Raw genomic sequence first — 23,599 nt, 5'->3', positions numbered from 1 at the left:
AAGCTCACTCCCAACGTTTCGCCGAGCAACTCCACCATCTGCTTGCAAATGCTGGAGTTCATATTTTCGACAAGAACTGCGTCAATTCCTTGTGCCGTAATCAGATAATAAAGTCTGGAATGTAAAGAAAGCCCGCCAATATACGAAACATTGGCGGGCTTTCTCGTTTTGAACTTATTTAATCAATGGCGTTTTGTTACGGTACCCAAATTTCCATACCGTTTGATTTCTCGTATTGATGGGCATTGGTTGCTTCCATAATGTCATAGTATGCCCAGTAGCCATTTGAAAGGTCTTTGAAAACTTTGATACTGGTGGACGCATCGATGGCTTTCTTGTCAGGCTGACGATTAAGCATTCTGTTTGCAATCGTAGCTGTCTCTGCACGAGTGATGGTCTTATCCGGTTCAAAAGCACCGTCCGGATAACCGTTTACCCAGCCGTATTCCGCTGAAGTTGCTATGCTGGCATATGCCCAATGGGTATTAGATACATCTGTAAAGTTCTTCTTGCCTGCAGCTTTATTCGAAAAGTTTACTGCAATGATTGTAAACTCTGCGCGAGTGATAGCCTTATTAGGTGCGAAAGAGCCATCTTTATAGCCGTTAATAATACCAAGGCTAGCTAAGGTGTTCACAGCTTTTGCATACCAAGCTTTCTCAGGTACATCAGCAAAGTGCGTTCCAGTAGTATTTACATCCTGATTTTTTAGAAGATTATAAAACATCTGAGCGACTTCAGCACGGGTTACTGAGGCGTTAGACCTAAAGGTTCCATCTTCATAACCGTTTAAGTATACAAAATGATCCTTCGTATTGAGCAACTTGAATACTCCCGTATCGGCAGCCGACGTTGGCGCCTTGTCTAAAGCTTTAAACGTTGCGTTAATCTTAACTGTGCCGCTCGGTTGGACATACGTGTAAGTACCGTCACCGTTGTCTGTATAGTTGATTGCATTGCCTTTATCATCTGTAATCGTTAGCTTGTCCAATGAATATCCAGTATCAGGAGTGACAGTAATGGTCACTTTGGTACCGGATGTAACTTTATTATTGTCTACGGTTACTTTTCCACCTGTCACACTATCAATCGTGATGGTGGGGCTGACGAAGCCTCCGCCTCCGCTTCCTCCATCCGTTGATGGCTGTGAAGGTCCTGTACCCGGCAAGTTATCCGCAAATATCATTTGGTTGGAGTAAACCAAAGCATAAGTCGAAAACTTGGTTGAGGAGAACGTTACGGTTGTTCCATTGACAGAGGCTGGTATGAATTCCGCAACGCCATTATGAACTCTCACAATAGCGAAATACTTATATCCCAACAAGTTTGTCGGAATAGGTAGTGTAATACTAATCGGTAACGATACTACAGGTACAAGCTGTGGTGTGCCTGGAGTAATCACTGCGCCACTGCTGTTTAGTTCATCCACTTTTTTGGTAATGTTAATATCATACATAAAGCCAATGATAGCCGCACTTGAGGCAACGCGGGCTTCAATTAAGCTCTTGTCAGCTGATACTCCTGGAGTTGTGCTAGTAGACACATCCGTCGCATTCAGATTAAGAGTGACATTCAAAGATTGACCGTTCAGTACTTGAGCAATTTCTGCAGGCGTGAGCAGCATACCCTTTTGATTATCCAATTGATTTCTTGTGGCAGCAGGGTTTGCAACACCGCTTACGGCACTGCTAATCTTTAATGAAGCCTGCAGCAAATTTAATATCGCATTGGATACATTCTCTACCGTTGTTCTGCTTATTTGCAATTGTTCTTCCGGAGTGAGAGCCGTAAATTCATCATGTGCTGCTTGTAAAGCCTCTAAAGTATTCGTATGGATAGCAGCTGTCATATCACTGGCTACCTTTGAAACAGCAGTAGAAGGATGCACAATAATGTTTCCCTTTTCATCGCTTGTAACGCTCATTCCCGCAGGTGTTCCGACAATTGGCGTAAATGGTCCAAAGGTGACATTTCCTTTGTCATCTACGGTAGCCGTAGCCGTAAATGTTGCGTTAAGTGATGCGTTGTCAGGGTTCGTAATCGTAATACTTGCTGGATACACTCCTACCGGTACATCGTTGACAGCGTATTTGCCCGTATATGGATTTACGATGCCTGTAACGCCAGCCACAGTGATTGTTGCTTGTGTAGGATATTTTGTATCTTCATACATCATTCCGGCAGATATGTTTACTGGCGTTGTAACTGGTGTGCCACTTACGCCTGCTGTAGGAAGCGGATCGGTCGTATCGGCGGGTACCGTCACAATTTGATATTTGGTACCTGGGTTAAGGTTATCAAAAGTTAAATCTGAACCTGTGCCTGTTTTCCAACTACTTACCACATTGCCATTCTCATCGGCTACAGCATATTTAGCCAAAGTTGAGGATGGCTTTACGGTAATGGATGTTTTACCGGCATTTGCAGGGTCGAGTCCTGTTGTAAGGTTATCGCCTACTGTTGGCAATGTAATACTTTGTGTCTCAGAAGCCGTACTTGGAGTTACTGTACTTGCATCGAATGTCGATGTAGCAGCTACTTTGTATTTTCCACCCGGCAATAAAGGCAGAAATATAATCGGGCTTCCATTGCTTGGATACCAACCGTTTACACCGGCAGTAATTTCATTGCCGCTTTGGTCAAATGCTCTAAGTCCTGTAACGGGGTCCCCGTTTGCATGTGTAACAGTCATAACCGTATTTACATCACGAGGGGTTGCCGTTATGGTACTGGAGCCGTTATATACAGAAGCTGTTACACTCTTATAAACGGCTGCTGTTACACTAGCGATCCCGCCGCCCGAAAAAATCGGAACATCTTTGGTGGCCGTGATGTTGGTAATGAATCCGGGATTATACTCAACAATAACTCCTGGATCTTTAAATGTACCGCTACCGTGTACATCAGTTACGCCTAAGTAACCTACTTTAGTATTATTGGTGTCTAGCAGAAGTGTAATATGGGTGATGGGTCCATTAGGCACATTATAATTCGAGGTCTCAAGATTTGTATGCTGACCGATGTTCGATACATAATGTGTCAGACTATCATTATTAGAAGTGCTCCAACTAGGTGATGTAGTTTTAGTAGCGCCAATAAAGCTTATAAAGTTCCACTGGGTTCCTGAAATTGTCATAAAGGAACTCTTAAATTCTTTAAACATACTGGCAATCGCCAACATTTCTCCAGCACCAGCATCGCCTGCTGCTGGCTCTACGAGATGTCCATTATTGTTCGTTGCAGTAGTCACAGCATCATAAAAAGTCATGGTAGTCTGTCTTGCCACATATGCAAAATAGCGTCCATTGTAGGTACGCACAGATGTTTTTCCATTGGACAATGGCGCCCCTGGCGTTACATTGACTGTGACACTTTGGGTTTGCCCTGCAGCTTGTGTAAATGTCATATTTCGAATCGCAGCTCGAATGTCTTCATAAGTAGCAGCGCCTGAAAAATTGAACACTCTATTTGTAGATGTAGATTGGTCAGTAACAATGCCGCTAATGGTTATGCCATTAGTCAACTCGGTAATACTGTTTGGAACAGTCCCAACTGCAGTTGAGCCATTATTTACAGCTACTTTAAAGTATCCGCCGTCTGTATCAACGACACCCGTACTTCCAAATGCAGCATTTGACAGCTGATAGTTTGTTGCGGATGATCTAACCGGAGTACCGAGATCAAGTGTTGGTGTTACCGCTGCTCCTACTTCTAACGGATGAAAAGGCATCATCGTTAATACCATAACGATTGCCATTAGAACAGATAACATTCTTTGATTTTTTAATTTCATCTTTTGTTCACTCCTACCCTGCTCTCGCTTGAGTTATTTTGCTTCTTACGTCGGTAATCCGGTACGGATGTTGTACCTGCATCAGTAAACGATCGTTCTTATTCTCGTCCCACTCCTGTCCTATATCTCGATAAAATCCATGTCCATTCGACATCCATGATCATAACAAAAGGAACTATACAAAATCTCTACAAGTTCCGACTGCCTTTGCGGCAGGTTGCGTACCTTCCATGGTTTAAACGATAGGCTGTTTGGAAAATAGAGGCGTACGATTGCGTGAAAATAACCCACACCGTCATCTACGTATATATTTCGATTGTGAAATACATGAAGCTCATGTTGGTGGATGACGAATCGCTGGCGCTATACCAACTTCAGCGAATGCTATCGGGATATTCCTGGCGTGTTCGGCTCGTTTCGGAATGCGGAGAGGCTATTGAGCAAATGCCGAAGCTTCAGCCGGACGTCATCCCGTTTGGATCGGCTTCGCAATGGTCCCTGCAGCTGTTGCTTCTGCTGTATTTGGACGTAGAGGCGGTAGACTCGCGGATCTAAAAGGCAACTCGTTCGTCGTTTATGTGGCTTCAAGCCTACTGCTGGCTTGTTTTATTTTACTCTCCACTTTTACTGGAGGATCCCCCCTGTTTATTGCTGTATTTCTGATTCTTGGCAACATCGGGCAATCTTTCATTGTCATTGCGTTATCCAACTCGGTTTCAAGAACCCTGCCTAAGAAACAGGTCGGCGTGGGGATGGGTATGCTGGCGATGGTCAACTTTATTTCGCAAGAGATTACTATTGGCATATACAGTAAAATTGTTGATCTTGGATCCCAAGGCATTCCAAACTGGAACCCCTTATACAGCTATTCATCTGGCTTTATTTTCAGTAATATCTGTTTGGTTATAGCCGCATTGCAACTGGTTATTCTAGCGATTTACTATTTCTAGTTTGGCAGAAAGAAGCAAAAGAAGGCTGTGGTCTTGAAGGAGTCTGAGTCAGCAGCTTTATTTAATAGTTATAACTAAATGACAAAATCAAAAAGGCACATGCGCAGTTGCATGGGCCTACTTGATTGCGTTGACAAATTATGGGTATGACAATATGCTAGAACACTAAGGAATCCATCCTCATATATTCTCACTTGATGTTGCCGGATGAATGAATCCTTATTCTCGGTTGAATTGATGTTGTAAAAAGTGCAACAATTTCTGCCAAAATCCCGCCTATCTCCTTCGATGTTGCATAATGTACAACAATTTAGCCCCATTCAGGCCATTTCGCGACAAATGGGTTAGAAATGTTGTACAAACTGCAACTTCAACCTGCAAAATAGCCTTTTGGCGTGAGAATTGTTGTAGATTTTACAACATTGCTAACTAATATAGCCCATCTAACTTCACGAAGCTGCCTACTAGTTATGGAAATGAATCGACGGTCTCGTATGGCTAACATAAGGGAGAATCTATGACTATTTTGATCAGAATCTTAGGTTCCATTTGTTTCTTACTATTGATTGGATGTTCAAATGAACAAATAAATTCCAAGAACGTTGAAAGATCTGATCTTGATACAAATCTACAAACATGGGTGCAAACTAAATCACAAGAAAACGGTATTTACTTAAAGAAAATGAATGAAAATAAGGATCAAGCAGAGAAGATACGTTACCTTATTTACTCCAAAAAAGACCTTAGCTACGACTATAGAACAATTAGACTGGACCTCAAAGATGGCACTCTATCTATATATTTGAAAGATAAAATGGCCCCTGACGAGCAGTACATGAAAACAGAGTCCCTTTTCATAATTACGTTAGATTCCCCACCCGAAAAAATTGAAATGTACTTAAATGATAATACCGTTGATTATCAAATGGAGCAGCCTTAAATTAAGCAGCAAACAAAAGGGTGGTCTTAAGAAACATGAGAAAAATCCTATTAACCATTTTCTTTATACTCACATATTTTCTGTTGTTCACCGGTTTTAAGTGGACATATACTTTCTTTTTCGATGGAGGGATATCGCCCTTTATTAATGTATTGCTACTTATTTTTATGGTAGCTTTATTTCTGCCATCCCTATTAATCACTAAATTTGTTACTAAGTATATAAAATGATTCGTTCCCTCCAGGATTCCAACATTATTTTGTTAAAAGCACGCGATGAACGCCTTTACTGCCTCCAGGTGCCGTTCCAATATATCGTACACAACTAGGAATCCTTTGGGATTTGATTCACAAGATGATTAGCCGAGTAGATGTTCTAACTGGGGTTTAGCATTTTTAGGCTCGCCCCTTAATTTCGTCAACACGGATTACTTGTCCAAGCGCCGTGAACCACCCCTAGGGTGACTATAGTCGTCACGACAGAATCTCCCACCTTGCCCACATCTCTTGTGGGTTTAATTCGTATATTTGGTTTTCCCTAAACATGAATTGGTGCATAATAAATTCCCTTCGAATCGTTGCAAAATCTTCATGGAAATTCTTAATAAAATCATTGATTTCTTTCGAAAAACAAAAGCCCAAGCGTTAACTCGCTTGAGCTCTTATAGGTTGGGCAATGGTACATGTGATGGACGTCGCTTTATTTGAACCGCTGCGCTTGCCTTGAAGGCATAATGGTCAGTTCCGAAATGTTGACATGCTCAGGCTGCTCTAGTGCATAGAGTGCTGCCTCGGCAACATCATCGGGATGTAACGGCAAGACGTTCGAAGCGAACGCGCGAATTTCATCCTCGGAATACCCGGCCACCTGAGAAAATTCCGTTGCCACTGCCCCGGGCTGAATCGTAGTAACGCGAATCCCCTGAGAAAGTGTCTCCAAACGCAATGCAGACGCTATGGCGTTAACGCCGTATTTGGTCGCGCTGTATGGGCCTCCTCCGGCAATCACTTCCTTGCCGGCAATGGAGGAGATGATGATGACATCCCCCTTGCCCTGACCCAGCATCGGCGGGAGCCCGTACCGCAGAGTCAGCATAAGACCGTGCACATTGGTCCTGTACATCTCCTCCCACCTTTCCAGATCCACATCTACCAAAGTACTTCGATATCCGAATCCGGCATTGGCGACTACAATGTCAAGACGCCCCCAGCGATTAATAATTGCATTGATCACATGCTGTACTTCTTCAGCATTTTGAATATCAGCAGTTACCGCCATAACCTCGTACAATTCCTCTTTATGCAATTCCTGAACCAGCTCATCCAATCGTTCCCGCCGGCGTGCCACTACGGTCACATGTGCGCCGCGCTTTGCCAGCTTCCTAGCAATCGATGCTCCAATGCCGCTGCTGGCGCCTGTCACCAAGGCTACTTTGCCGGCCAGACTCTCCTTCACATTCCAAGATAACGCTAAATCATCCAGTTTCATTTCGCACCCTCCCGGATTCCAACATTATTTTGTTAAAAGCACGCGATGAAGACCCAGGCTACCTCCAGGTGCCGTTCCTATATATAAATATCCGTTATGTTTTATTGCTGTAGTTACGCCGTACAGTGTGCCTTCTGGATCGTGCCAGCTTCCGATAAGCTCTCCCTGCGGGCTGAGCTCCACAGCAAGCCCATGCTTCACCGGTGCGCTTGCACCGCTTAGCAGCGACTGCGGTATTTTGGCCATGGTACTGGCCAACCAAGGGTTGCTATGCATCTGATCTACAAAGGAAAGGCGAGTCGTGAAGATACCGACCCAGAAATGACCTTGCTCATCACGCGTAATGTTGTCTGGAAAGCCTGCGAGATTGTCCGCAAAAATATCAGATGTCCCTTTCTTTGGACCCTTGAGCCAGTATCTGGTCAACTGATAATGATATGATTCCGCCACAAGCACAAAATCTTCATCCGCAGACAAGGCAACCCCGTTTGCAAAATAGAGCCCTTCTAACAGGACAGTCGTCTGCTTGGTCTTTGGATCATACTTCAGCAAACGTCCATGCGGCTTGTTCTCGGCAATTTCCTTGAAGGTCACGCTGCCATAGTTCGAGGTATCGGAGAAATAAATTGCGCCGTCTTTGGCAATATCAAGTTCGTTAGCTAAATAGATCGGCTTGCCGTCTACTTGATTGGCCAATACCTCTATGCTCCCCGATGGGTTAATAGACAGCAGTCCCTTTTTGATATCAGTAACGATCAAATTGCCATTGGCATCGAATATAAGCCCATTAGGCGTTCCTTTGGTGTCTGCAAACACTTGGGCCTTTTGTGGATTGCCCTCTGCATCGAAAGCAACCTTGTAAATTTTCCCGTCAGAATCTCCTGTGTATAGCTGGCCTTCCTTATCGAAGGTAATGAATTCCGGGGATTTAGGGGCATCAGTAACAAGCTGAGCAGAGCTGAGTTTGTTGTTCTGTTTCCAAGGGCCCGCTTCCTCAAAAGAGGGGGCCGTCGGCGCGGACCATTTTGCCGGTTCGATAGGTGAAGGTATAAACGAGAACACGATTACTCCAAGAAGGAGTACTGCAAGCAGTGATAAACCCCATCCGAGTAAGTTTCTACGTAATGAGCGTTTCGGACGCTTCACGCCTGAAGCAGCCTTGGCGGAGGGGACTGGTGTATTAGACATTAGAGCTTCTCCTTTGTTATGAAAATGATTAAATTTGAACTACGATTTTACCGAAATATTGCTTTCCTTCAGCCAAGAGCGCGAATGCTTCTCCAATTCGATCCAGAGGGAATACACGGTCGACGACGGGTTGTAAACGATGATGGGCAATCGCTCGATTCATCTTTTCAAAGTGATCCCGGTTGCCGACTTGACTGCCGCGAACCGTTGCGGCTTTCTGCAAGATTCCCGTGACATCATAGTCCGGAATGGTCAAGCCCGATAGGAACCCGACCATACTTAAGGTTCCTCCAATTCGAAGCGCATTTATGGATTTGGCCATCGTTGCCGCTCCTCCAACATCTAGAACATGATCGACGCCGCCAGTCAGTTCTAACACTGCTATATCCCAATCGGGAACTTCCGAATAGTTGATCGTTTGCCATGCACCGAGAGCTTTTGCTCGTTCCAGCTTGTCGTTGCTGCTCGATGTGATGATCGCTCGTGCTCCGGCCATAAGAGCGAATTGAAGCCCGAAGATGGAAACACCGCCTGTTCCTTGCAGAAGCACGGTATCACCCGCTTGCAAACCACCGTATTCGATTAGCATGCTCCATGCTGTTAATGCCGCGATCGGCAAGGTGGCAGCCTCCTCCCAAGTGAGGTGATCGGGAATATGGACAATTCCGTCTTCATGTAGAACGACATATTCAGCCGCTACTCCGTTCAACGGACCCCCTAGACTGTCTCTTAATACTTCTGCTCTTGGACTACCGGCCATGAATCGCTGTTGCAAATTACCCGCTACTCGATTTCCGACCTGAAACCTCGTTACTCCTTGGCCAACGGCTACAATTTCTCCCGCTCCGTCTGATAATGGAATGAAGGGAAATTTGATTTCAATCGGCATTAATCCGCTGAGGATCACTAGATCCCGGTAATTGAGAGAAGCTGCTTTCATGCGGATCAGCACCTCATGGGGGCCTGGCGTTGGTATGTCTAGTTCCGTTATGTTTAATTCCTCAAAGCCGAAGCCGTTTGTTAGTTGTATAGCTTTCATCGAATTGTCCTCCCTGCAAGATCAGATTGATTACTTGTATTCTTATAATTATTAGTATTGCCGGATCCTCCGCGTGGACGAAGCATGCCTCCAACAAGTCGAAGACCTTGCTTGCGTGTTATGAATCGCGATAACTGCGCCCCGATATAATTCTGCACACCCGGAACGACGTATATCTTCCCTTCCTTCAACGCACGAAGGGCAACCTCTACGACTCTTTCCGGCGTATCTTTCTTTCCGACAGAGGCATCATCCGTTCCTACAACATTAAAGAAGCTGGTGTCCGTCGAACCGGGACAAAGTGCGAAGAATTTGATACCTCGGTCGCGGTTTTCCCACCATAACGCTTGAGTAAACGATAAGACGAAAGCTTTCGTCGCCCCATATACGGCCATAAAGGGAAGCGGCTGAAATCCAGCAGTTGATGCCACATTAATAACTGCTCCTGAGTTTTTTCGCAACATGTTTGGCAAGAACAAGTGCGTCATATCTACAACAGCAGCGACATTGAGCATAACTTCTTCATGTTGACGCTCACCTGACACTTGCTCGAACAAACCATGTGTAGCAAATCCTGCATTATTGATTAGTAGTTCGATATCCACTTTCAAAAGTTCACATTGCCGATATAACTCGCTGGGTGCACCCTCTTTCGCAAGATCCATTGAGATAACCTCAGCTTTGATGCCATACTTCTTTCTAAGCTCTTCTGCCAAGCTCTCAAGCTTATTCGTTGATCGAGCCACGAGTACCAAGTGGCTGCCTTGTTTGGCTAGTTGTCTCGCGAATTGTTCTCCAATACCGGAAGAAGCTCCAGTGACAAGCGTCCATTTTCCTTGAATCTTCATAGTGTTAGCCTCCTTTTAGATACAACGTTTTAGTTAAGTAACAATGTTGCCAAATACTTAGAAGTAATCACCGATTCCGAAGAAAGCTAAGAATCTTCAATTTCGGTAACAGTGTTTCTGAATGAATTCATTGTAACCACTCGTTTTTAAAAAGTCAATATGATCTTTGAATATCCAACGTCACATTGACAACTACCCAACAACTATATAAAATTTCTGGTATGAGTCAGAAACTTTGTTTCCTGACGAAAACACGATAACCGAAGGTGAAGATGATGAGCGATGACCAAGATACTTCTTCCACTGCGAACACACGATTGTTGAAAACCTACCAAGAAGCTCGTTTGCAAAATACTGAAAATCTGCGTAAGCTCGTTGTTGATGCTGCGGCAACACTCTTGCAAGAAGAGGGACCAGAAGCCGTTACTGTGCGAAAAGTAGCGCAGAAAATGGACTGCTCAACAAAAATCATTTATAGCTTGTTTGTTAATAAAGAGGGCTTAGCTCAGCAGTTGTATCTGGAAGGGTGTAAGCTTCTCGCTTATGAATTCGAGGCGACGCCGCAAACTGCTAATCCAGTACAGTATTTTCTAAATTTATGCGAAACCTATTGGCAATTCGGGCAGCGTTACTCTGGCTATTATAAGCTGATGTTCGGAGGAGCCTTTGGAAATTTCAAACCTGACGAGGAAAGCATGCATGGCACCGTAACTGCCATGCGGCAATTATTAACCGTGATTAACCATGCGCAAGAGCATGGACTGATTCCCGGCCAGTATGATACGGAATCGGTTGTACGTATAGTCTGGGCCTCGCTCCATGGCGTTATTCATCTTTACATGGGTGGACACTTGGGAGATGTACAATCGGCTCATGCCGTATACAAGCAAACATTGTCAATGATAGTCAGCTCGTTGTTGCCAAATCACAGCACCTAATACGGGATCCTGATCCGGTTGACAAGTCTCACACACTACAAAAATATGGCATGATTGTGTGTCGTTATGGTAGATATAAATGCCATGCTTCTCTACAAACGTCAAAAAGCCCCTCCAACTTGTTGAAAAGATGGGGGGGCTTTTTGACGTTTACAGAGTTCTATTATGTATTAGAAGTTAGTTTATAAACGAGATGATAGCTCACTTGTTATTTTTTCTATGTCCACCGTAAGCGGCAGTCCGCGAGGGCTGATCTCCTGACGCATCGCTACCAGTGATGCGCGCTCCCGCAGTTACACACCCCTTATCCCGTCTTTATGAGTTTTCCTCGAATACATCCTTCGCAACTTGAATCGCGGATGCGGCACGCGGCCATCCAGCGTAAAACGCGAGATGAGTCAACGCTTCGATCAGTTCTTCTTCGGTCAGACCGTTCTCTTTTGCTAGGCGGAGATGATAAGGAAGCTGTCCTGTAAGTCCTCCGGCGACTAGCACTGAAATCGTAAGGAGACTACGTTCCCGAAGCGATAATTGTTCTCTTCTCCAAACGTCCTCGAAGAGCACTTCTTCCGAATAGCGCACGAAAGTAGGAGCAATATCCCCAAACGATTCACGTGCGTTTGATACAATTTTTTGATGCTTCATTCTTATGCCTCCCCCTTGTTGTCTGGACGTTCAATCATTTGCGCAACGCCGTTACCGAATGTCCAGTCCTCGAATTCCGTATCGACCAGCACGACGAATACGTCTTCTTTCCTCATGTTAAGCGTATTTGATAATAGGTCAGCTAACTTACCGTAAAAGCTTATTTTCTGCTCGGTACTTCTTCCGGATTTGAGCGTGATTTGAATATAGAGCAGCCCGTCACTTCGCTCTATGTTTAAGTAATTCCGACTATAATAAAACTCGCTTGCTTTGTGCGAATGGAACACTTGAAAGTAATCGTCTTCCGGCACATTGAAATGCTGGATTAGAGCGCTCATAATCGCACGGCTTATCAAGGGCAGTTGCTGTGTCCCATATTGATTTTCCAAGTAGCTTACTCTGATTAATGGCATTCAAATATCACTCCTTCAGCAAGATACCCTAATTGTACTTCTCTCTTCTTTATTTGTATAATTGAATAAAATGATTTATTAATTCAATTTATTCGATGGAGAGATATGCCATGGACTTAAAGGAACTAACTACGTTTCAAGCCATTATTCAAGAAGGAAACTTCACCAAAGCGGCAGTGAAATTGAATTACGCTCAGTCTACGATTACAAATCAAGTCCAGCGATTGGAGAAGGAATTGGGCATCCAGCTATTCAAGCGAGGATGGGATGCGGAGTTAACGGCTTCTGGACAAATTTTTGCCACGGAAATTGACAAGCTCATTGGGCACTGGAACCATGTAACTGAGCAAGCGAAAGCTTTGCAAAGAGAGGAGATCGGCTCCCTGCGCGTCGGAGGGCTTGAATCGTTGATAGAGCATGTGCTACCCAATTCACTGCGACGATTCCGGGAACATAAACCAAAAGTATCGTGTCACTTTGTCAATGGGAACACCGACTCCCTGTCACGCGCGGTACTCCAGAATCAATTGGACTTTGCCATATGCGGAGAGCCTACCGATCTTTCTTCTTTTCACTTCGAACCGCTATATAACGAGAATATCTCCTTTATTGTAGCGAACAGCCATCCCTTGGCCGGAAGAAACGATATAATACCCTTTGAAGAACTGCTTAACTACCCGATGATCGTTGGGGGAAATACCTGCTTGTATTACCTGCGGTTATCTAAGCAATATTCCCATTACACCGAAACTCCATTTCTATATACGGTGAGTCAAATCTCGGCTATTCCCGGGTTCGTTCAGCAAATTCCTACCGTAGGAGCCGTTCTCGATTCCACAGCATTACCCCCGAATGTCGTGAAAATACACGTCGAACTGAAGGACTCATCCATCCCGGTCGGCCTGCTGCAATTACGCAACACTGAATATACCTCATCATCCAAAAATCTTTTAATGCAATATGTTAAAGAGGAACTGCGGCGAATCTAAGCGTACCGCCTCCTACATGGACTCCACCAAACACAAAAAAACACGCCTCACTTGGCGTGTTTTTTTATGGAGCCTTAGGGGGATCGAACCCCTAAGGCTTCATACTTGCAATAACTGGAAATTCCTCCATATATACATGATGTAAATGGAATCTATTAGAAAAGGCAGCTATAACAGAGGAGACTCTGCAACAACTGCTTTCTTAGTTTGTATGAATATGCGGAATTCATTAAGGACTACCTACTCAGCCCCGCTGCCCGCAGATGCCGCTTCCCTCATAGCCGACAGTGCTTCATCTAGTGAATCAACGCCACCACTTGCGCCGCTTTGAGCAGTACTGGCCATTTCCGCGCTATACGCCCACCAACGCACACGTACATTCCCCGGCTCAGAAGTCTGTTGTACCTTCACACCAATACGGAATGTGCCTTTTTGCGGATAGGCAATTGTGCCAATCTTCACTTCTGAGGCATCGGGTTCAAACTCGCTGCCCTTGAACACATCCGAGGCTCCGCCGTATACGCGGTCCCCGCTGGATAGCATTTCGGAGAAAGCTTCACCACTGCTCTCTTCTAAGCTAGTGATGATCAGCACGTTGCCCTCGCCGAGTCCGTGTGCGATTTCGCCGGAGAAGAAGCTTTTGGTCGCTCTTCCGAATGGGGACACCGCAATCTTCGTGAAAGGCTCGATCGGAATGTCCACCACACCGCTCAGCATACCGGCAATGCCGCTTCCGCCGCCGGCTGGAATACTTAAATCGAATGAAAGCTCGCTAATCGCTTTATTGAAGTTAACCTTGAATTCCGGAGGCTGTCCTGGCGCCAAGGTTTTCACTTTGGACTTCGTTACAAACTGACCGGATGTTTCTTCGCGGTACTCGTTCGCTTTGCCAAGCCTGTACATGACCGAAGAATTGTACACGTATTCGCCAAATGGCACTTGCTCGACACTTTCAATGACATAGGTTGGTCCCACTTGGACAAGGCATATTTTAGCCAAATAAATACAAGGCTCGGACGGAGCTTCTAAAGAAGTCTCCAAAGATTGTTTCACGAAGTCCGACATCAACCGCTCCCGCACGGATTCGCCAATAATCTGAACTTCGCCAACAGCTTGAGTCTGCAGCTCCAACTGCCTGTCATCCAACTTCAGAACGGCTGTACTCACCTGTACGCCAATCGTACCCTTCACGGACGCTGTACTATCCGCTCGCAAAAGCACCTTCATTTCATACTCGCTCTCTTGCCCATCCTGCGGCTCTTGGAACACAATGGTTGTTCCTTCAATCGCCTCTACGCGTTCAGCAGCCAGCTCATATTGAAAGGACAGTCTGCCTGCTTTAAGAGTCTTCTCGAAGCGCAGCTTCATTTCGAAGAGCTGACCTGGATTCACATAACGAGGTGTTGTTTGAAGCACGCGCACCCCAGAATCTTGATAAAGTACGACCGTCTGATCGGACAGATTTGCCAAAGGCAGTGAGGCTGGATCTGGCGCATCTTCCCGGATAAACAAGCGGTAGCTTTCCAGCACACGATTATAGTCATTAATTTCGTCGGAACGAATAGAAGAATTAGCGACCGCGTGAACGGGTTCTTTTTCCTTTTCGTCATAGGCAATACATAGATATACGTTCTTGGCATACTGATTATTGCTGAAACCATCCATCATCGCTAGCTTCAATGTCATCGGAGAAGGCACGACAATTTCCCGGCCAAGCGCGTCGATCGCAGCTCCCATCTCTACAGAAACTGACTTTTCATCGACCGCGACAACCTGCAGACCCGTAAGTACGCCCGAACCATGCAGCAAACGGTTCATCATTCTGCGCTTATCGTTGAAATACTTTTGCTCAGACTCGAAATCCCTTACCGTCAGCAGCTTTCCATAGAAATACCGATTGCGCTCAAACGGGTAATAGCGTGTTTTTTTCATAAGTATCCTCTCACCTTCCAAGGCTCATTTCGTTTATTCGATTTCGGAATCCAATTCCAAGCGAGTATGTATATCCATCCGTTTATCACGATCTACATCAATCAGAACCGTATTGTAAGGCATCGACGAACGCTGATCTAGCGTTAACAAGGTTGGCTCTGATAAGTAAGTATTAATGCCCAGATAGGTATGCATGTCCGCGTACATCCACGGTTGTAGAACGATTAATTTGCCTTCGGTATAAGCTGGTTTTTGGTCTTCGATGATTTGCTCGATCGTTAGCCGCTGTGCATCAGTCTGAACGAATTCAGGCTTTAGCATAATACAGAAGCAATAAGGATTATCTCCATATAACTGGGCAAAAAGCTGCCGCAGCTCCGACGTCTCCTGCATTTGTTTAAATTGAAAATATTCCAACAAAAACGGTTCAGACCCTGTGTAAATTTTAAGCATGTTCATCATGCCTTCGCGAGTTCCCCGCAATTTATAAAGCTCAGGGGCCTGTTTGATCAGCAATCTTAGCTTCGTTTCGCCCCATGCCTCATGATCCGTGATAGCCAGCCAGCGGCCCAACCATTCCAGATAAGTGCCGGATACCGCATCCGGATCGAAATGAGAGGAAATACGGTCTATTTTATCCTCCATATCGTCAAAGAACGTGCTGAACATCGCCAGAAACCGCTCCAGAAAAGGGCTATGCTCCTCGTCTTGCTGATAAATCGGCGGCAAATAGGCAATCAGTGACGTTCTCGGGAAGTAGACCCGAAGCTTTCGGATGTAAGGTGATTTTTGCTCGCTGCCAATCAGCTCGATTTTGAACCATAGATACCGGCCTCTCGCATTCATCAGAAGAGCATCCTTCGGATTCAAGATGGGCTCAGACCATAAGTCTCGCGTCGCAGCTAGCTTATCTCGAATTGGAATGCCTGGATCCGTCAAATAGCCCGTATAATTTACGTATTCGCCATCAATGAATCCTTCACTTTCATCCGATGTAAAATAGGAAAAACGAACCTGCGTTTCCTCCGGAATATCGGCATCTAGACGAATCTTATGCCACTGTGTCTCCGTCTCCGTCGTATCCAGCTCAGCTGAGAAATAGACGGCCTCCGGAAGCTGAGTCCCCTCAAGCAGCATCGTTCGGGCACGAAGATCAAGCAGGCTAATCTGACCGCTTATCCGATCAAAAACATACAACCGATTGCGCCCATCATGCAGCAATTTATCCGTTCGCCCTCGAAAGCTCGTTACTTTATCAAACTGCTCGCCATTCTCGCGAAACTTTAGTATAAACCGCTCCGTTACTCCTTCTTGCTGTGCGTATCCGCTGTCCCCTATATAGATATTATGATTCGTATCAATGGAAATACCGGCAAAGCGCCCTTCCTGCTCCAGCTTAAAATGAAACGGCTCCCGACCGTCCTCATGGAACACCGTTACCGTTCTGAGCTGTGCATCCAATAGAACTAATTTACCACCCGCAGCAGCGGTGTAATAACGTCCTCGAAGTGCAGTAATTTCAGCCGCTTCTTCCAGACGGAGCGTTTCATGTTCATACACATGTACCACTTCACCTGCCGCGTTCCACTGTATAATGCCGATCCGGCCGCCCTTAGGAACTTCGGGACTTCCATTCATACCAACCGCAATGTCCAAAGGGACCGCCACGTAAAGCGAATTTGACGTTGTTAATCTCGTATTAGCCGAGAGGGGAAATAATTCAAGTCCTTCCCAATCATGGATGGCCCACATGGTCTGTCCATTGGAAATCGAATAAACCGCAAGTCTTCTTTCGCTTTCAACGTGAGCATCTGCTATCACCAGAAGATCTGACATAGAAGCCAGCATCGCTTGATGACTAAACAACTGATGACCCTGACGGAATAACGACTCGAGGTGGCGACTTTCATCATCATAAATCCACACATTCGAAGCCTCGTCTAGCAAAAATAGCTTCCGACCTGGCCCAACCGTCATCTCTTGAATAGGATGAATGCCTTCCAGCTCGTCTGTGCGAACGATGCGGTGAATGCTGTATTTTTCTGTCTGCTGAATCGAAAATCCTTCGCTCTGCATATGAATATTGGCTTCATATCCTTGTTCCCAGTCAAGCGGCTTGTTAAGTGAAAAAAACGTTTGTCCATCCTGCATCGTTCGACACCTCTTTTCCTAAATAAGGACTTATAAATCCGTCTGACTAATGGTTTCCACTTCGTGATCACCGGAATAGACCAAAGCATAAGGCGGGATATGAATGTCGCCAGCACCATCCTTGTGGAAGCCTGTACCTTCAGCGTCGATCCAAATGTCCTGCACATAGACAACCCCTTTAATCCGGGAAATAACGCCATAAATATCGCCCTTATAGACAGTCCGCCCAAAACGCCAGCCTTCTGAACCTTGCCCATGATCCATCGGCTGTAGTAATAGTCTGAGCTCTTGCATGATTCGGCGCTGTTCATCTTTGTGCTTGGGTTCCATCACCACGACAGCGTGAACCGTTATTTTAATATATTCGGCGGGAATCACATGTAGTTCTGTGGTCAAAAGACGATGCCGATCTAGATGCTGCTTGATCGTTTGCAAGAAGCCCTTGCCAGCTTTCGGCTTATCGCTTTCGCTGTATGGGACGACCACGACGGTCATCTGTGCAGGCGCTTTGACCTTTGGATAATCCCGCATACCTAGCTTGTACAGCGGGATTGCCTTCACACGCGCGACACGCAGACCCGGCGTCGCCTTCGCGATCGCCTCGTAGTCCTCGCCAGTCACGGCCCGCGTCGGCGTATCGAGCTCGCGCCGCACGCGAAGCTTCGCCTGTGTGAGCGTCTCCGCTTCGAGGCCGCCTCTCGCCGGGAACGGATTCGTCACACGCACGCCTTTGGTATTCGTGAAGCCGGTCACGAGGCCATCCTTCACGTTGCCTCGAACGCCCCCGCCCGCTTGCAGCGCCAGGAACCGAATGTTCGGTTCCACGGACTTGGGCGGAGTGAGACCCGCTTCGTTATTGCCGAAGCGGATCGTCCCTGCTGCAGCGTCGTAGACGTAATGCCTGTCCGTGGACTTCGAATTGTCGAAGTCATCCACGGACTGCCAGTCGTCCCAAACGACGTCTCGCTCTCCGCGTGGCCGGTAGCCAACCTGCAGCAGCATGCTGCTGGGCTTGTACATCCGGCCGCGGCTGATTTCAAAGGTCTGCCCGGGCAGACCTCTGCTGCCCCCGACAAAACGGCCATAGTCGAACTCGGCCGTGTAGGCAATGAGCCGTATCCGCTGCGGGCCCTGCGGCGGGATACGCCCGTTCACCGCGTCGCCGAAACGCAGACGGGTAGTGCGCAGAGCCGAGTCCTGCTGCAGCTGGCAGCAGAGATCATCCGGCTCGCAGTCCTCGAGCTCCGCGACGATGTGCCAGTCGCGCCAGTGCCCTTGCTCGTCCTGCACCTGCACAGTGTGCAGGCCGTTGTAAGCGAGATACGAGCTTACCTCGAAGCTCTGGTCAGGCTCACCTGAGCTGTCAAAAGCAGTGACTTCGCTGAAGGTTTCCTGCTCAGCCGCCTTCACCGCATTGAGACTAACCTTCTCAATCTTCGGAGACAGCTCATAGCCGTCCTCCTCGAGTGTACAGCAAATCCAAAACCGGCTGCGATCATCCGCAGGGTAAAGAGCCATCGGCTTCATCTCCGATGTGATCCGAAACCGGAGCTCGCCACTTTGCGACAGATGAACCGTTGAGTCGTTTATCTGTTCGATCGGCAGCCAGCTTTCGCTTTGCCCCTGCCCAGCCCCAGCGAACGTCCAAGCAACCTTCGCAGACGAAATCATTGGCGTTGTCCCATCTTCACCATGACCTACCGTTACCGGATAGCGGTCAAATAACTTAAAGAAGATCGAGATCTCCGTTTGCTCAGGCAACGCTCTATCGAAACCGAGATACAAATGCGCGCCCTTACGCGCTTCAGGTCCAAAAGCATAATAAGCAATCTTAGCGTGATTATTGGATGTAAAATCACCTGCCGCCGTCTCCGTACGGACTAGCACTTTCTCAAGCTCGGATGGAACAAGATGCACTGTGTCTAGAGTCTCAAACCGCTGGTCCATCGCTTGCAGCGGTGTCCCCTTCGGGAGCACAAGCTGCTGCTGTAAACCAGCAAACGCTACATCACAAACCGCAGAAACGGCTTCACGAGGGTTAATCCCAAGCAGCTTCAGGAACTTCCGTTCACTGCGCTCCGTCACCCGGTTTAAGTAATACTGCTGCATCTCCGTCATCCATGACATCAATTCCAGCAGCGTAATCCCCGGGTCATGTTCATTCTCATCCGTCCACTCCGGAAAAAGCTTCGGTATCGACTTCCGAGCCTCCTGCACCATCTGTTCAAACATACGATCATCCAAATTAGGTATTGGCAGCACCTGTGCTCACCTCCTTCGATTGTTACTAACTCCCACCAACACACTCTCAACCACTAATCAGCTACTTTAACGATATAAAACATCACTAACCCATCAACTAGCTCATTTATTCCTACTTTAGCGATGTAAATCATCACTAAAGTTGCTCGACTTTCCCTCACAACCACTAATCAGCTACTATAACGACATAAAACATCGCTAACCCGCCAACTAGCTCATTTAATCCTACTTTAGCGATGTAAAACATCGTTATAGTTCCTCGATTCTCTCTCGCAACCACTATTCAGCTACTTTAAATATATAAATCATCGCTATCCCGCCAACTAGCCCATTTTTTCCGAATTTAGCGATGTAAAACATCGTTATAGTTGCTCGACTCTCTCTCACAACCACTAATCAGCTACTTTAACGATATAAAACATCGCTAACCCGCCAACTAGCTCATTAATTCCTACTTTAGCGATGTAAACATAGTTAAAGTTGTTCAACTCTCCCGAGCAACCACTAATCAGCTACATTAACGATATAAAACATCGCTAACCCACATTTGGCTCATTTATCCCTACTTTAGCGATGTAAAACATCCCTATTCCACCAAATAGAAGTCTTTTAAGGCTCTTATTATCGCTATTTTCCGTTGGAGCTACTAATTAGCAGTCCCTAAAGGCTCTTATTTCTGATAAATCCCCTCTTTTTATTTGATATTGCTGAAATAAGAGTCTCTAAAGGCTTCTATTACAACAAATCTAGGCAAAAAGCAGTAAATAGCAGTCCTTAAAGACTCTTATTTGCCAGAACCCTTCGTCAGCAAGACTGACTTCCCTTGTTGCTGGGGAGTAGGGGGTCCGGGGGTCCGGGGGTCCAGGGGTCCGATGTTCCCCAACCCCACTCTACGAAACTCCATTTCCCCATCCCCGACTCCCTCACTACAACGCGTTCACAACAACCTTATGCTTGCCGCTCACAATGATCCCGTGCGGGAGCGCCGGGAGGCGATTCACGTCGAGTTCCGTACGCTCGCCGTCTTCAATCTTGTATACGGTCATATAAAGCTTCTCTACATGACTGATTACTCGAATTGATTTCAACAACGCGTAGAAAACGGAAGGGTGGATTTGTTGACCAATTTGCCAGCCTTTGCCGTCGAAATTGCCGGTTAGCGGATCGAGGAATCTGTTCAACTTCTCCAAAGCCTGAATTTCGGTAGCTACTACAGCGTCCATTCCCTCAACTGCAACGATCGCCGAAACGGAAATTTCCATATAGACCGGCTCAATCACTTGAAGCCGTTCCGGAAATGCAACAAGGCTGGAAGCCCGCTGTAGAATATACCTCTCTACCTGCTTCTTCAGTTCTGGAAACGAGGAGCTTCCCTTCTGCCCTTCTTTTGGCAGTACCACTAAAGTCATAGCCCCAATTTCTTTGTGCATATAGGCGTTACGATTAGGAATACATGTGACTTTTGCAATGTTCGGATACGCCTCACGTGCCAGCCATTCGTAATCTTTGGACGATACAGCTCGGTCTCGATGTTTCAGCATTTCTGGTCCGCGCTGCAAGGCCGACTCCAGCTTTTCAGCTTGGCAGCCGCCTGACGCTGGTTCTGGGTTATAAACCTCACCGACAAACGCAATAGAGTCCTGCATCTGGTTAATTTGCCGAGCCCCTACGTTTCCGATTTGTCCTGACGTAACTTGATAAGTTACCTTCAGCTGCTCCAGACCACCTTTTGGCGGACGCATGCCATGGATACCGTCACCTACACGAATACGTCCAAACGTACGATCGATCATATAATGGCGATCTCGATTGCCCGAATCCGCCATCTGGCGAACCGATGTCCAGCGAACCCAAAGCTGAAGTAAATTCCCCTCGGAATCCCGACTAATCTCCATAAGAGGCACTCCTGCACGTTCGTACTCAGCGATTTCCTCTTCTGTCACAAACTCCGTCTCATCCACCCAGACCTCTTCGGAGACAATACCGCTTCTGGCTAGCTGGTATTCCGTTTCTTCCAGCCCTTTGGAATCGGGAATTTCCCCGATGATCGTCTCCTGCTGAAGCACTTGAACCGTATTCATGTAGAGACCCTGAATGGTAGGAATTTGTATCCGACCGGAACTATCATCATATTTATCATCACGATTAACAGCGCGAATCCAGTAACCTTCTTTTCCAAACAACGACGCTCCTGCAAAATCAGATGGACCAACGAATTGCACGGTACCGCTCTGGGTCAAACCGTTCGTATCATCGATAACCTTGAGTGCTGCCCATTCAGCATGGCTTCCCGGTATCAAACCGGCTCGCAAATACTCCCATTCAAGTAATGGCATGTCCTGCTCCGAGAAACGCTGCTGTTTCACCGAAACGAACATCGATATTGGGCCTTTAACCGGCGGTGTATCAAAAGAAAGATGCAAGGCTGGATGACGGCCCTCCAACGGTTGAAAGGGCTCAAACCCGCCCTCTAACTGACGGCTATGCCGAGTCCGATCCTCAAACACCGTATTATTTAGTGCTAAACAACGTTCGGCTGGGTACAAACGATCATCATACTGATAAGTTAAGGATACATCATCCACCCAAGGTGAAAGGTAGATCGCTTGCGCCACATACGCATTCTCAATATGTAAAATCCTCGCTCGGATCCAGCAGTTTTCATTGCCGTTCACATAAGTCGCTTCTAGATCAGCCGGACAGCGGAAGTTAATTTCTTTACGCACCTTCTGCTCCTGCGGATAATAAAACAGCTTTTCTGCTTCCTTCCCCACATCCAGACGCAACCAAGTTGCCCCATTCCAATACTCCCAAGCAACCTCCATAACGGTGACGTGCGTAACTGGCGGCTTATCGAACTTGGATTTTTTCATTACCATTTTCCAATCGACTTGTTCCGTCAGCTCCGGCTGAAACCGATTCTGAATCGCTTGCAGCCCAAAGCTCAGTTTAATATCGCCGTCTTTTTTCGTAAATACTTCCTGACTCCCGATGTAAAAAGAACCATAAAGTGCAAACTGATCACCAAATGGATAAAACCCCGATGGATCCGCACCAATATCATTGTAAAACATCTGATCAGGCCGAACGCCGCCTGTTTCCAGTGTATCGACATAATCCGTTTTAAATGAAATATGGTCCATGGACAGTTTGCTGTCAGCCAGCGTTTTACCTCCGCTTATGAGCGGCTTTAAACGGCATTGTATCCAGCGTCCGGATGTCCCGTTCACTTCTCGCAGAGCAATCTCACCTGCCACTGCTTTCATTAAAATAACCCGATTCCCCTTAGCCTCTACGTGGTCAAAAGCCTTCCAGCCTTCCGCTGTGGCATACAGCCACTCGGTTAGCTCGGGATCCGCCAATTGGTTGGACATCGAAAGTTCATCAAAACGTCGCTTCGAGTTACGGAATTCGATTTCAATACGAGCCGTATTATACACGGTGAAAAGAGAGCTGTGCTCCAAATAAATGGCATGCTCCTGCAAATTGTCGCCATCCTGCAAACGGAAAAGCGCCGTCGGCGCTGCATATCCTTGCCGAGATGCCGTGACGAACTCATCAGATATGCGAATGATCATATCCTGTTTACGGCTCGTCATGTATACATCTGTTAGTAACGCGGGTGTCAACAAGCTACTACGTGCTGTCTCATACAGGATACTGCCTTCTTCTGCTGCAGCGGCGACTTGCGTGCCTGCCGAGATGAACACGGACTCCTTCGTACCCTCGTTAAGGGCAAACGTTAAGTAACTTCGAGCAGGACGTGCCGGAAGCAGCGTCACATCAAACATGTTGAGGAACGATATCAAATTTTTCGTAGGCACTCGGTTCAACCGTTTGATATTGTCTTGAAACATATCAGCAAACATCAAGAACAATGCGGAACCCGGGTCCGGATTTTCAGGCGTGAACCGCCACTCCGGCGTATAGTACGGCGCCATTTCCTTCATTTGCGCGATCAAATCGGGTAAATCTCTGGAATCAATTTTGGGAGGTTGCACAGCTCCACCTCCTCTCTGTACG

At 46.6% G+C, this 23,599-nt stretch carries 16 protein-coding genes and 1 pseudogene; 5 read left to right on the top strand and 12 right to left on the bottom strand.

Going from position 1 to position 23,599, the window contains the following annotated elements; translation table 11 throughout:
• Positions 1-196: 196 nt before the first annotated feature.
• Complete coding sequence (locus tag ASD40_RS15390) at positions 197-3,793, bottom strand: S-layer homology domain-containing protein (RefSeq protein ID WP_057304117.1); 3,597 nt, start codon at positions 3,791-3,793, stop codon at positions 197-199.
• Positions 3,794-4,069: 276 nt separating this feature from the next.
• On the opposite strand from ASD40_RS15390, the gene ASD40_RS15385 reads away from it, so the two are divergent.
• The 3 genes from ASD40_RS15385 to ASD40_RS15375 all read left to right on the top strand — a co-directional run bounded on the left by ASD40_RS15385 (position 4,070) and on the right by ASD40_RS15375 (position 5,683).
• On the top strand, positions 4,070-4,348 hold the full coding sequence (locus ASD40_RS15385) for a hypothetical protein (protein ID WP_057304116.1): 279 nt from the start codon (positions 4,070-4,072) through the stop codon (positions 4,346-4,348).
• Entirely contained in the window at positions 4,285-4,743 is a 459-nt protein-coding gene (locus ASD40_RS15380) for an MFS transporter (protein WP_156390023.1), read from the top strand. The genes ASD40_RS15385 and ASD40_RS15380 overlap by 64 nt, the downstream gene beginning before the upstream one ends.
• A 517-nt stretch (positions 4,744-5,260) precedes the next feature.
• A complete protein-coding gene (locus ASD40_RS15375) occupies positions 5,261-5,683 on the top strand; it encodes a hypothetical protein (RefSeq protein WP_057304114.1) in 423 nt (140 codons plus the stop codon).
• A gap of 473 nt (positions 5,684-6,156) precedes the next feature.
• On the opposite strand, the pseudogene ASD40_RS36400 reads toward ASD40_RS15375, so the two are convergent.
• The 5 genes and pseudogenes from ASD40_RS36400 to ASD40_RS15350 all read right to left on the bottom strand — a co-directional run.
• A pseudogene (locus ASD40_RS36400) lies at positions 6,157-6,306 on the bottom strand (DUF2087 domain-containing protein); the annotation flags it as partial.
• Between the two features lie 76 nt (positions 6,307-6,382).
• Complete coding sequence (locus tag ASD40_RS15365; RefSeq protein ID WP_057304112.1) at positions 6,383-7,171, bottom strand: SDR family oxidoreductase; 789 nt, start codon at positions 7,169-7,171, stop codon at positions 6,383-6,385.
• Positions 7,172-7,195: 24 nt separating this feature from the next.
• Positions 7,196-8,359, bottom strand: coding sequence for an SMP-30/gluconolactonase/LRE family protein (locus ASD40_RS15360; protein WP_057304111.1), 1,164 nt, complete (start codon positions 8,357-8,359; stop codon positions 7,196-7,198).
• A 28-nt stretch (positions 8,360-8,387) separates the two neighbouring features.
• Positions 8,388-9,398 (bottom strand): zinc-dependent alcohol dehydrogenase family protein, encoded by a 1,011-nt coding sequence (locus tag ASD40_RS15355; RefSeq protein ID WP_057304110.1) that lies wholly within the window; start codon positions 9,396-9,398, stop codon positions 8,388-8,390.
• Entirely contained in the window at positions 9,395-10,246 is an 852-nt protein-coding gene (locus ASD40_RS15350; protein ID WP_057304109.1) for an SDR family NAD(P)-dependent oxidoreductase, read from the bottom strand. The genes ASD40_RS15355 and ASD40_RS15350 overlap by 4 nt, the downstream gene beginning before the upstream one ends.
• A 272-nt stretch (positions 10,247-10,518) precedes the next feature.
• On the opposite strand from ASD40_RS15350, the gene ASD40_RS15345 reads away from it, so the two are divergent.
• Complete coding sequence (locus ASD40_RS15345; protein WP_057304108.1) at positions 10,519-11,184, top strand: TetR/AcrR family transcriptional regulator; 666 nt, start codon at positions 10,519-10,521, stop codon at positions 11,182-11,184.
• A 315-nt stretch (positions 11,185-11,499) separates the two neighbouring features.
• On the opposite strand, the gene ASD40_RS15340 is transcribed toward ASD40_RS15345, so the two are convergent.
• The gene (locus ASD40_RS15340) at positions 11,500-11,829 is read right to left on the bottom strand and encodes a carboxymuconolactone decarboxylase family protein (protein ID WP_057304107.1); all 330 of its coding nucleotides are present in this window, start codon (positions 11,827-11,829) and stop codon (positions 11,500-11,502) included.
• A gap of 2 nt (positions 11,830-11,831) precedes the next feature.
• Positions 11,832-12,242, bottom strand: coding sequence for a tautomerase family protein (locus ASD40_RS15335; RefSeq protein ID WP_057304106.1), 411 nt, complete (start codon positions 12,240-12,242; stop codon positions 11,832-11,834).
• A gap of 110 nt (positions 12,243-12,352) precedes the next feature.
• Between ASD40_RS15335 and ASD40_RS15330 the strand changes: the two genes are divergently transcribed.
• Positions 12,353-13,231 carry a LysR family transcriptional regulator gene (locus tag ASD40_RS15330; RefSeq protein ID WP_057304105.1) on the top strand — a complete coding sequence of 293 codons (879 nt, stop codon included), beginning with the start codon at positions 12,353-12,355 and terminating at the stop codon, positions 13,229-13,231.
• A 240-nt stretch (positions 13,232-13,471) separates the two neighbouring features.
• Here ASD40_RS15330 and ASD40_RS15325 read toward each other — a convergent pair whose 3' ends face one another.
• From ASD40_RS15325 to ASD40_RS15310, 4 genes are all read right to left on the bottom strand, one after another.
• Positions 13,472-15,163, bottom strand: a complete 1,692-nt coding sequence (locus ASD40_RS15325) for a hypothetical protein (protein WP_057304104.1) — start codon at positions 15,161-15,163, stop codon at positions 13,472-13,474.
• Between the two features lie 33 nt (positions 15,164-15,196).
• Complete coding sequence (locus ASD40_RS15320; protein ID WP_057304103.1) at positions 15,197-17,314, bottom strand: phage tail protein; 2,118 nt, start codon at positions 17,312-17,314, stop codon at positions 15,197-15,199.
• Positions 17,315-17,344: 30 nt separating this feature from the next.
• Entirely contained in the window at positions 17,345-19,576 is a 2,232-nt protein-coding gene (locus ASD40_RS15315; protein WP_057304102.1) for a putative baseplate assembly protein, read from the bottom strand.
• A 926-nt stretch (positions 19,577-20,502) separates the two neighbouring features.
• A complete protein-coding gene (locus ASD40_RS15310; protein WP_057304101.1) occupies positions 20,503-23,577 on the bottom strand; it encodes a baseplate J/gp47 family protein in 3,075 nt (1,024 codons plus the stop codon).
• Positions 23,578-23,599 lie beyond the last annotated feature (22 nt).

Origin of the sequence: Paenibacillus sp. Root444D2 (assembly GCF_001426375.1) — a bacterium.
GTDB lineage: Bacteria > Bacillota > Bacilli > Paenibacillales > NBRC-103111 > Paenibacillus_E.
Note: the sequence above shows the minus strand (reverse complement) of the source record. Positions and strands in the feature narration are given on the sequence as shown.

Excerpts from the sequence above, each read along its gene's own strand:
- ASD40_RS15375 (WP_057304114.1), top strand. The coding sequence starts at position 5,261 with ATGACTATTTTGATCAGAATCTTAGGTTCCATTTGTTTCTTACTATTG.
- ASD40_RS15345 (WP_057304108.1), top strand. The coding sequence starts at position 10,519 with ATGATGAGCGATGACCAAGATACTTCTTCCACTGCGAACACACGATTG.
- ASD40_RS15390 (WP_057304117.1), bottom strand. The coding sequence starts at position 3,793 with ATGAAATTAAAAAATCAAAGAATGTTATCTGTTCTAATGGCAATCGTT.
- ASD40_RS15320 (WP_057304103.1), bottom strand. The coding sequence starts at position 17,314 with ATGCAGGATGGACAAACGTTTTTTTCACTTAACAAGCCGCTTGACTGG.
- ASD40_RS15330 (WP_057304105.1), top strand. The coding sequence starts at position 12,353 with ATGGACTTAAAGGAACTAACTACGTTTCAAGCCATTATTCAAGAAGGA.
- ASD40_RS15380 (WP_156390023.1), top strand. The coding sequence starts at position 4,285 with ATGGTCCCTGCAGCTGTTGCTTCTGCTGTATTTGGACGTAGAGGCGGT.
- ASD40_RS15340 (WP_057304107.1), bottom strand. The coding sequence starts at position 11,829 with ATGAAGCATCAAAAAATTGTATCAAACGCACGTGAATCGTTTGGGGAT.
- ASD40_RS15325 (WP_057304104.1), bottom strand. The coding sequence starts at position 15,163 with ATGAAAAAAACACGCTATTACCCGTTTGAGCGCAATCGGTATTTCTAT.
- ASD40_RS15355 (WP_057304110.1), bottom strand. The coding sequence starts at position 9,398 with ATGAAAGCTATACAACTAACAAACGGCTTCGGCTTTGAGGAATTAAAC.
- ASD40_RS15360 (WP_057304111.1), bottom strand. The coding sequence starts at position 8,359 with ATGTCTAATACACCAGTCCCCTCCGCCAAGGCTGCTTCAGGCGTGAAG.
- ASD40_RS15335 (WP_057304106.1), bottom strand. The coding sequence starts at position 12,242 with ATGCCATTAATCAGAGTAAGCTACTTGGAAAATCAATATGGGACACAG.
- ASD40_RS15350 (WP_057304109.1), bottom strand. The coding sequence starts at position 10,246 with ATGAAGATTCAAGGAAAATGGACGCTTGTCACTGGAGCTTCTTCCGGT.
- ASD40_RS15365 (WP_057304112.1), bottom strand. The coding sequence starts at position 7,171 with ATGAAACTGGATGATTTAGCGTTATCTTGGAATGTGAAGGAGAGTCTG.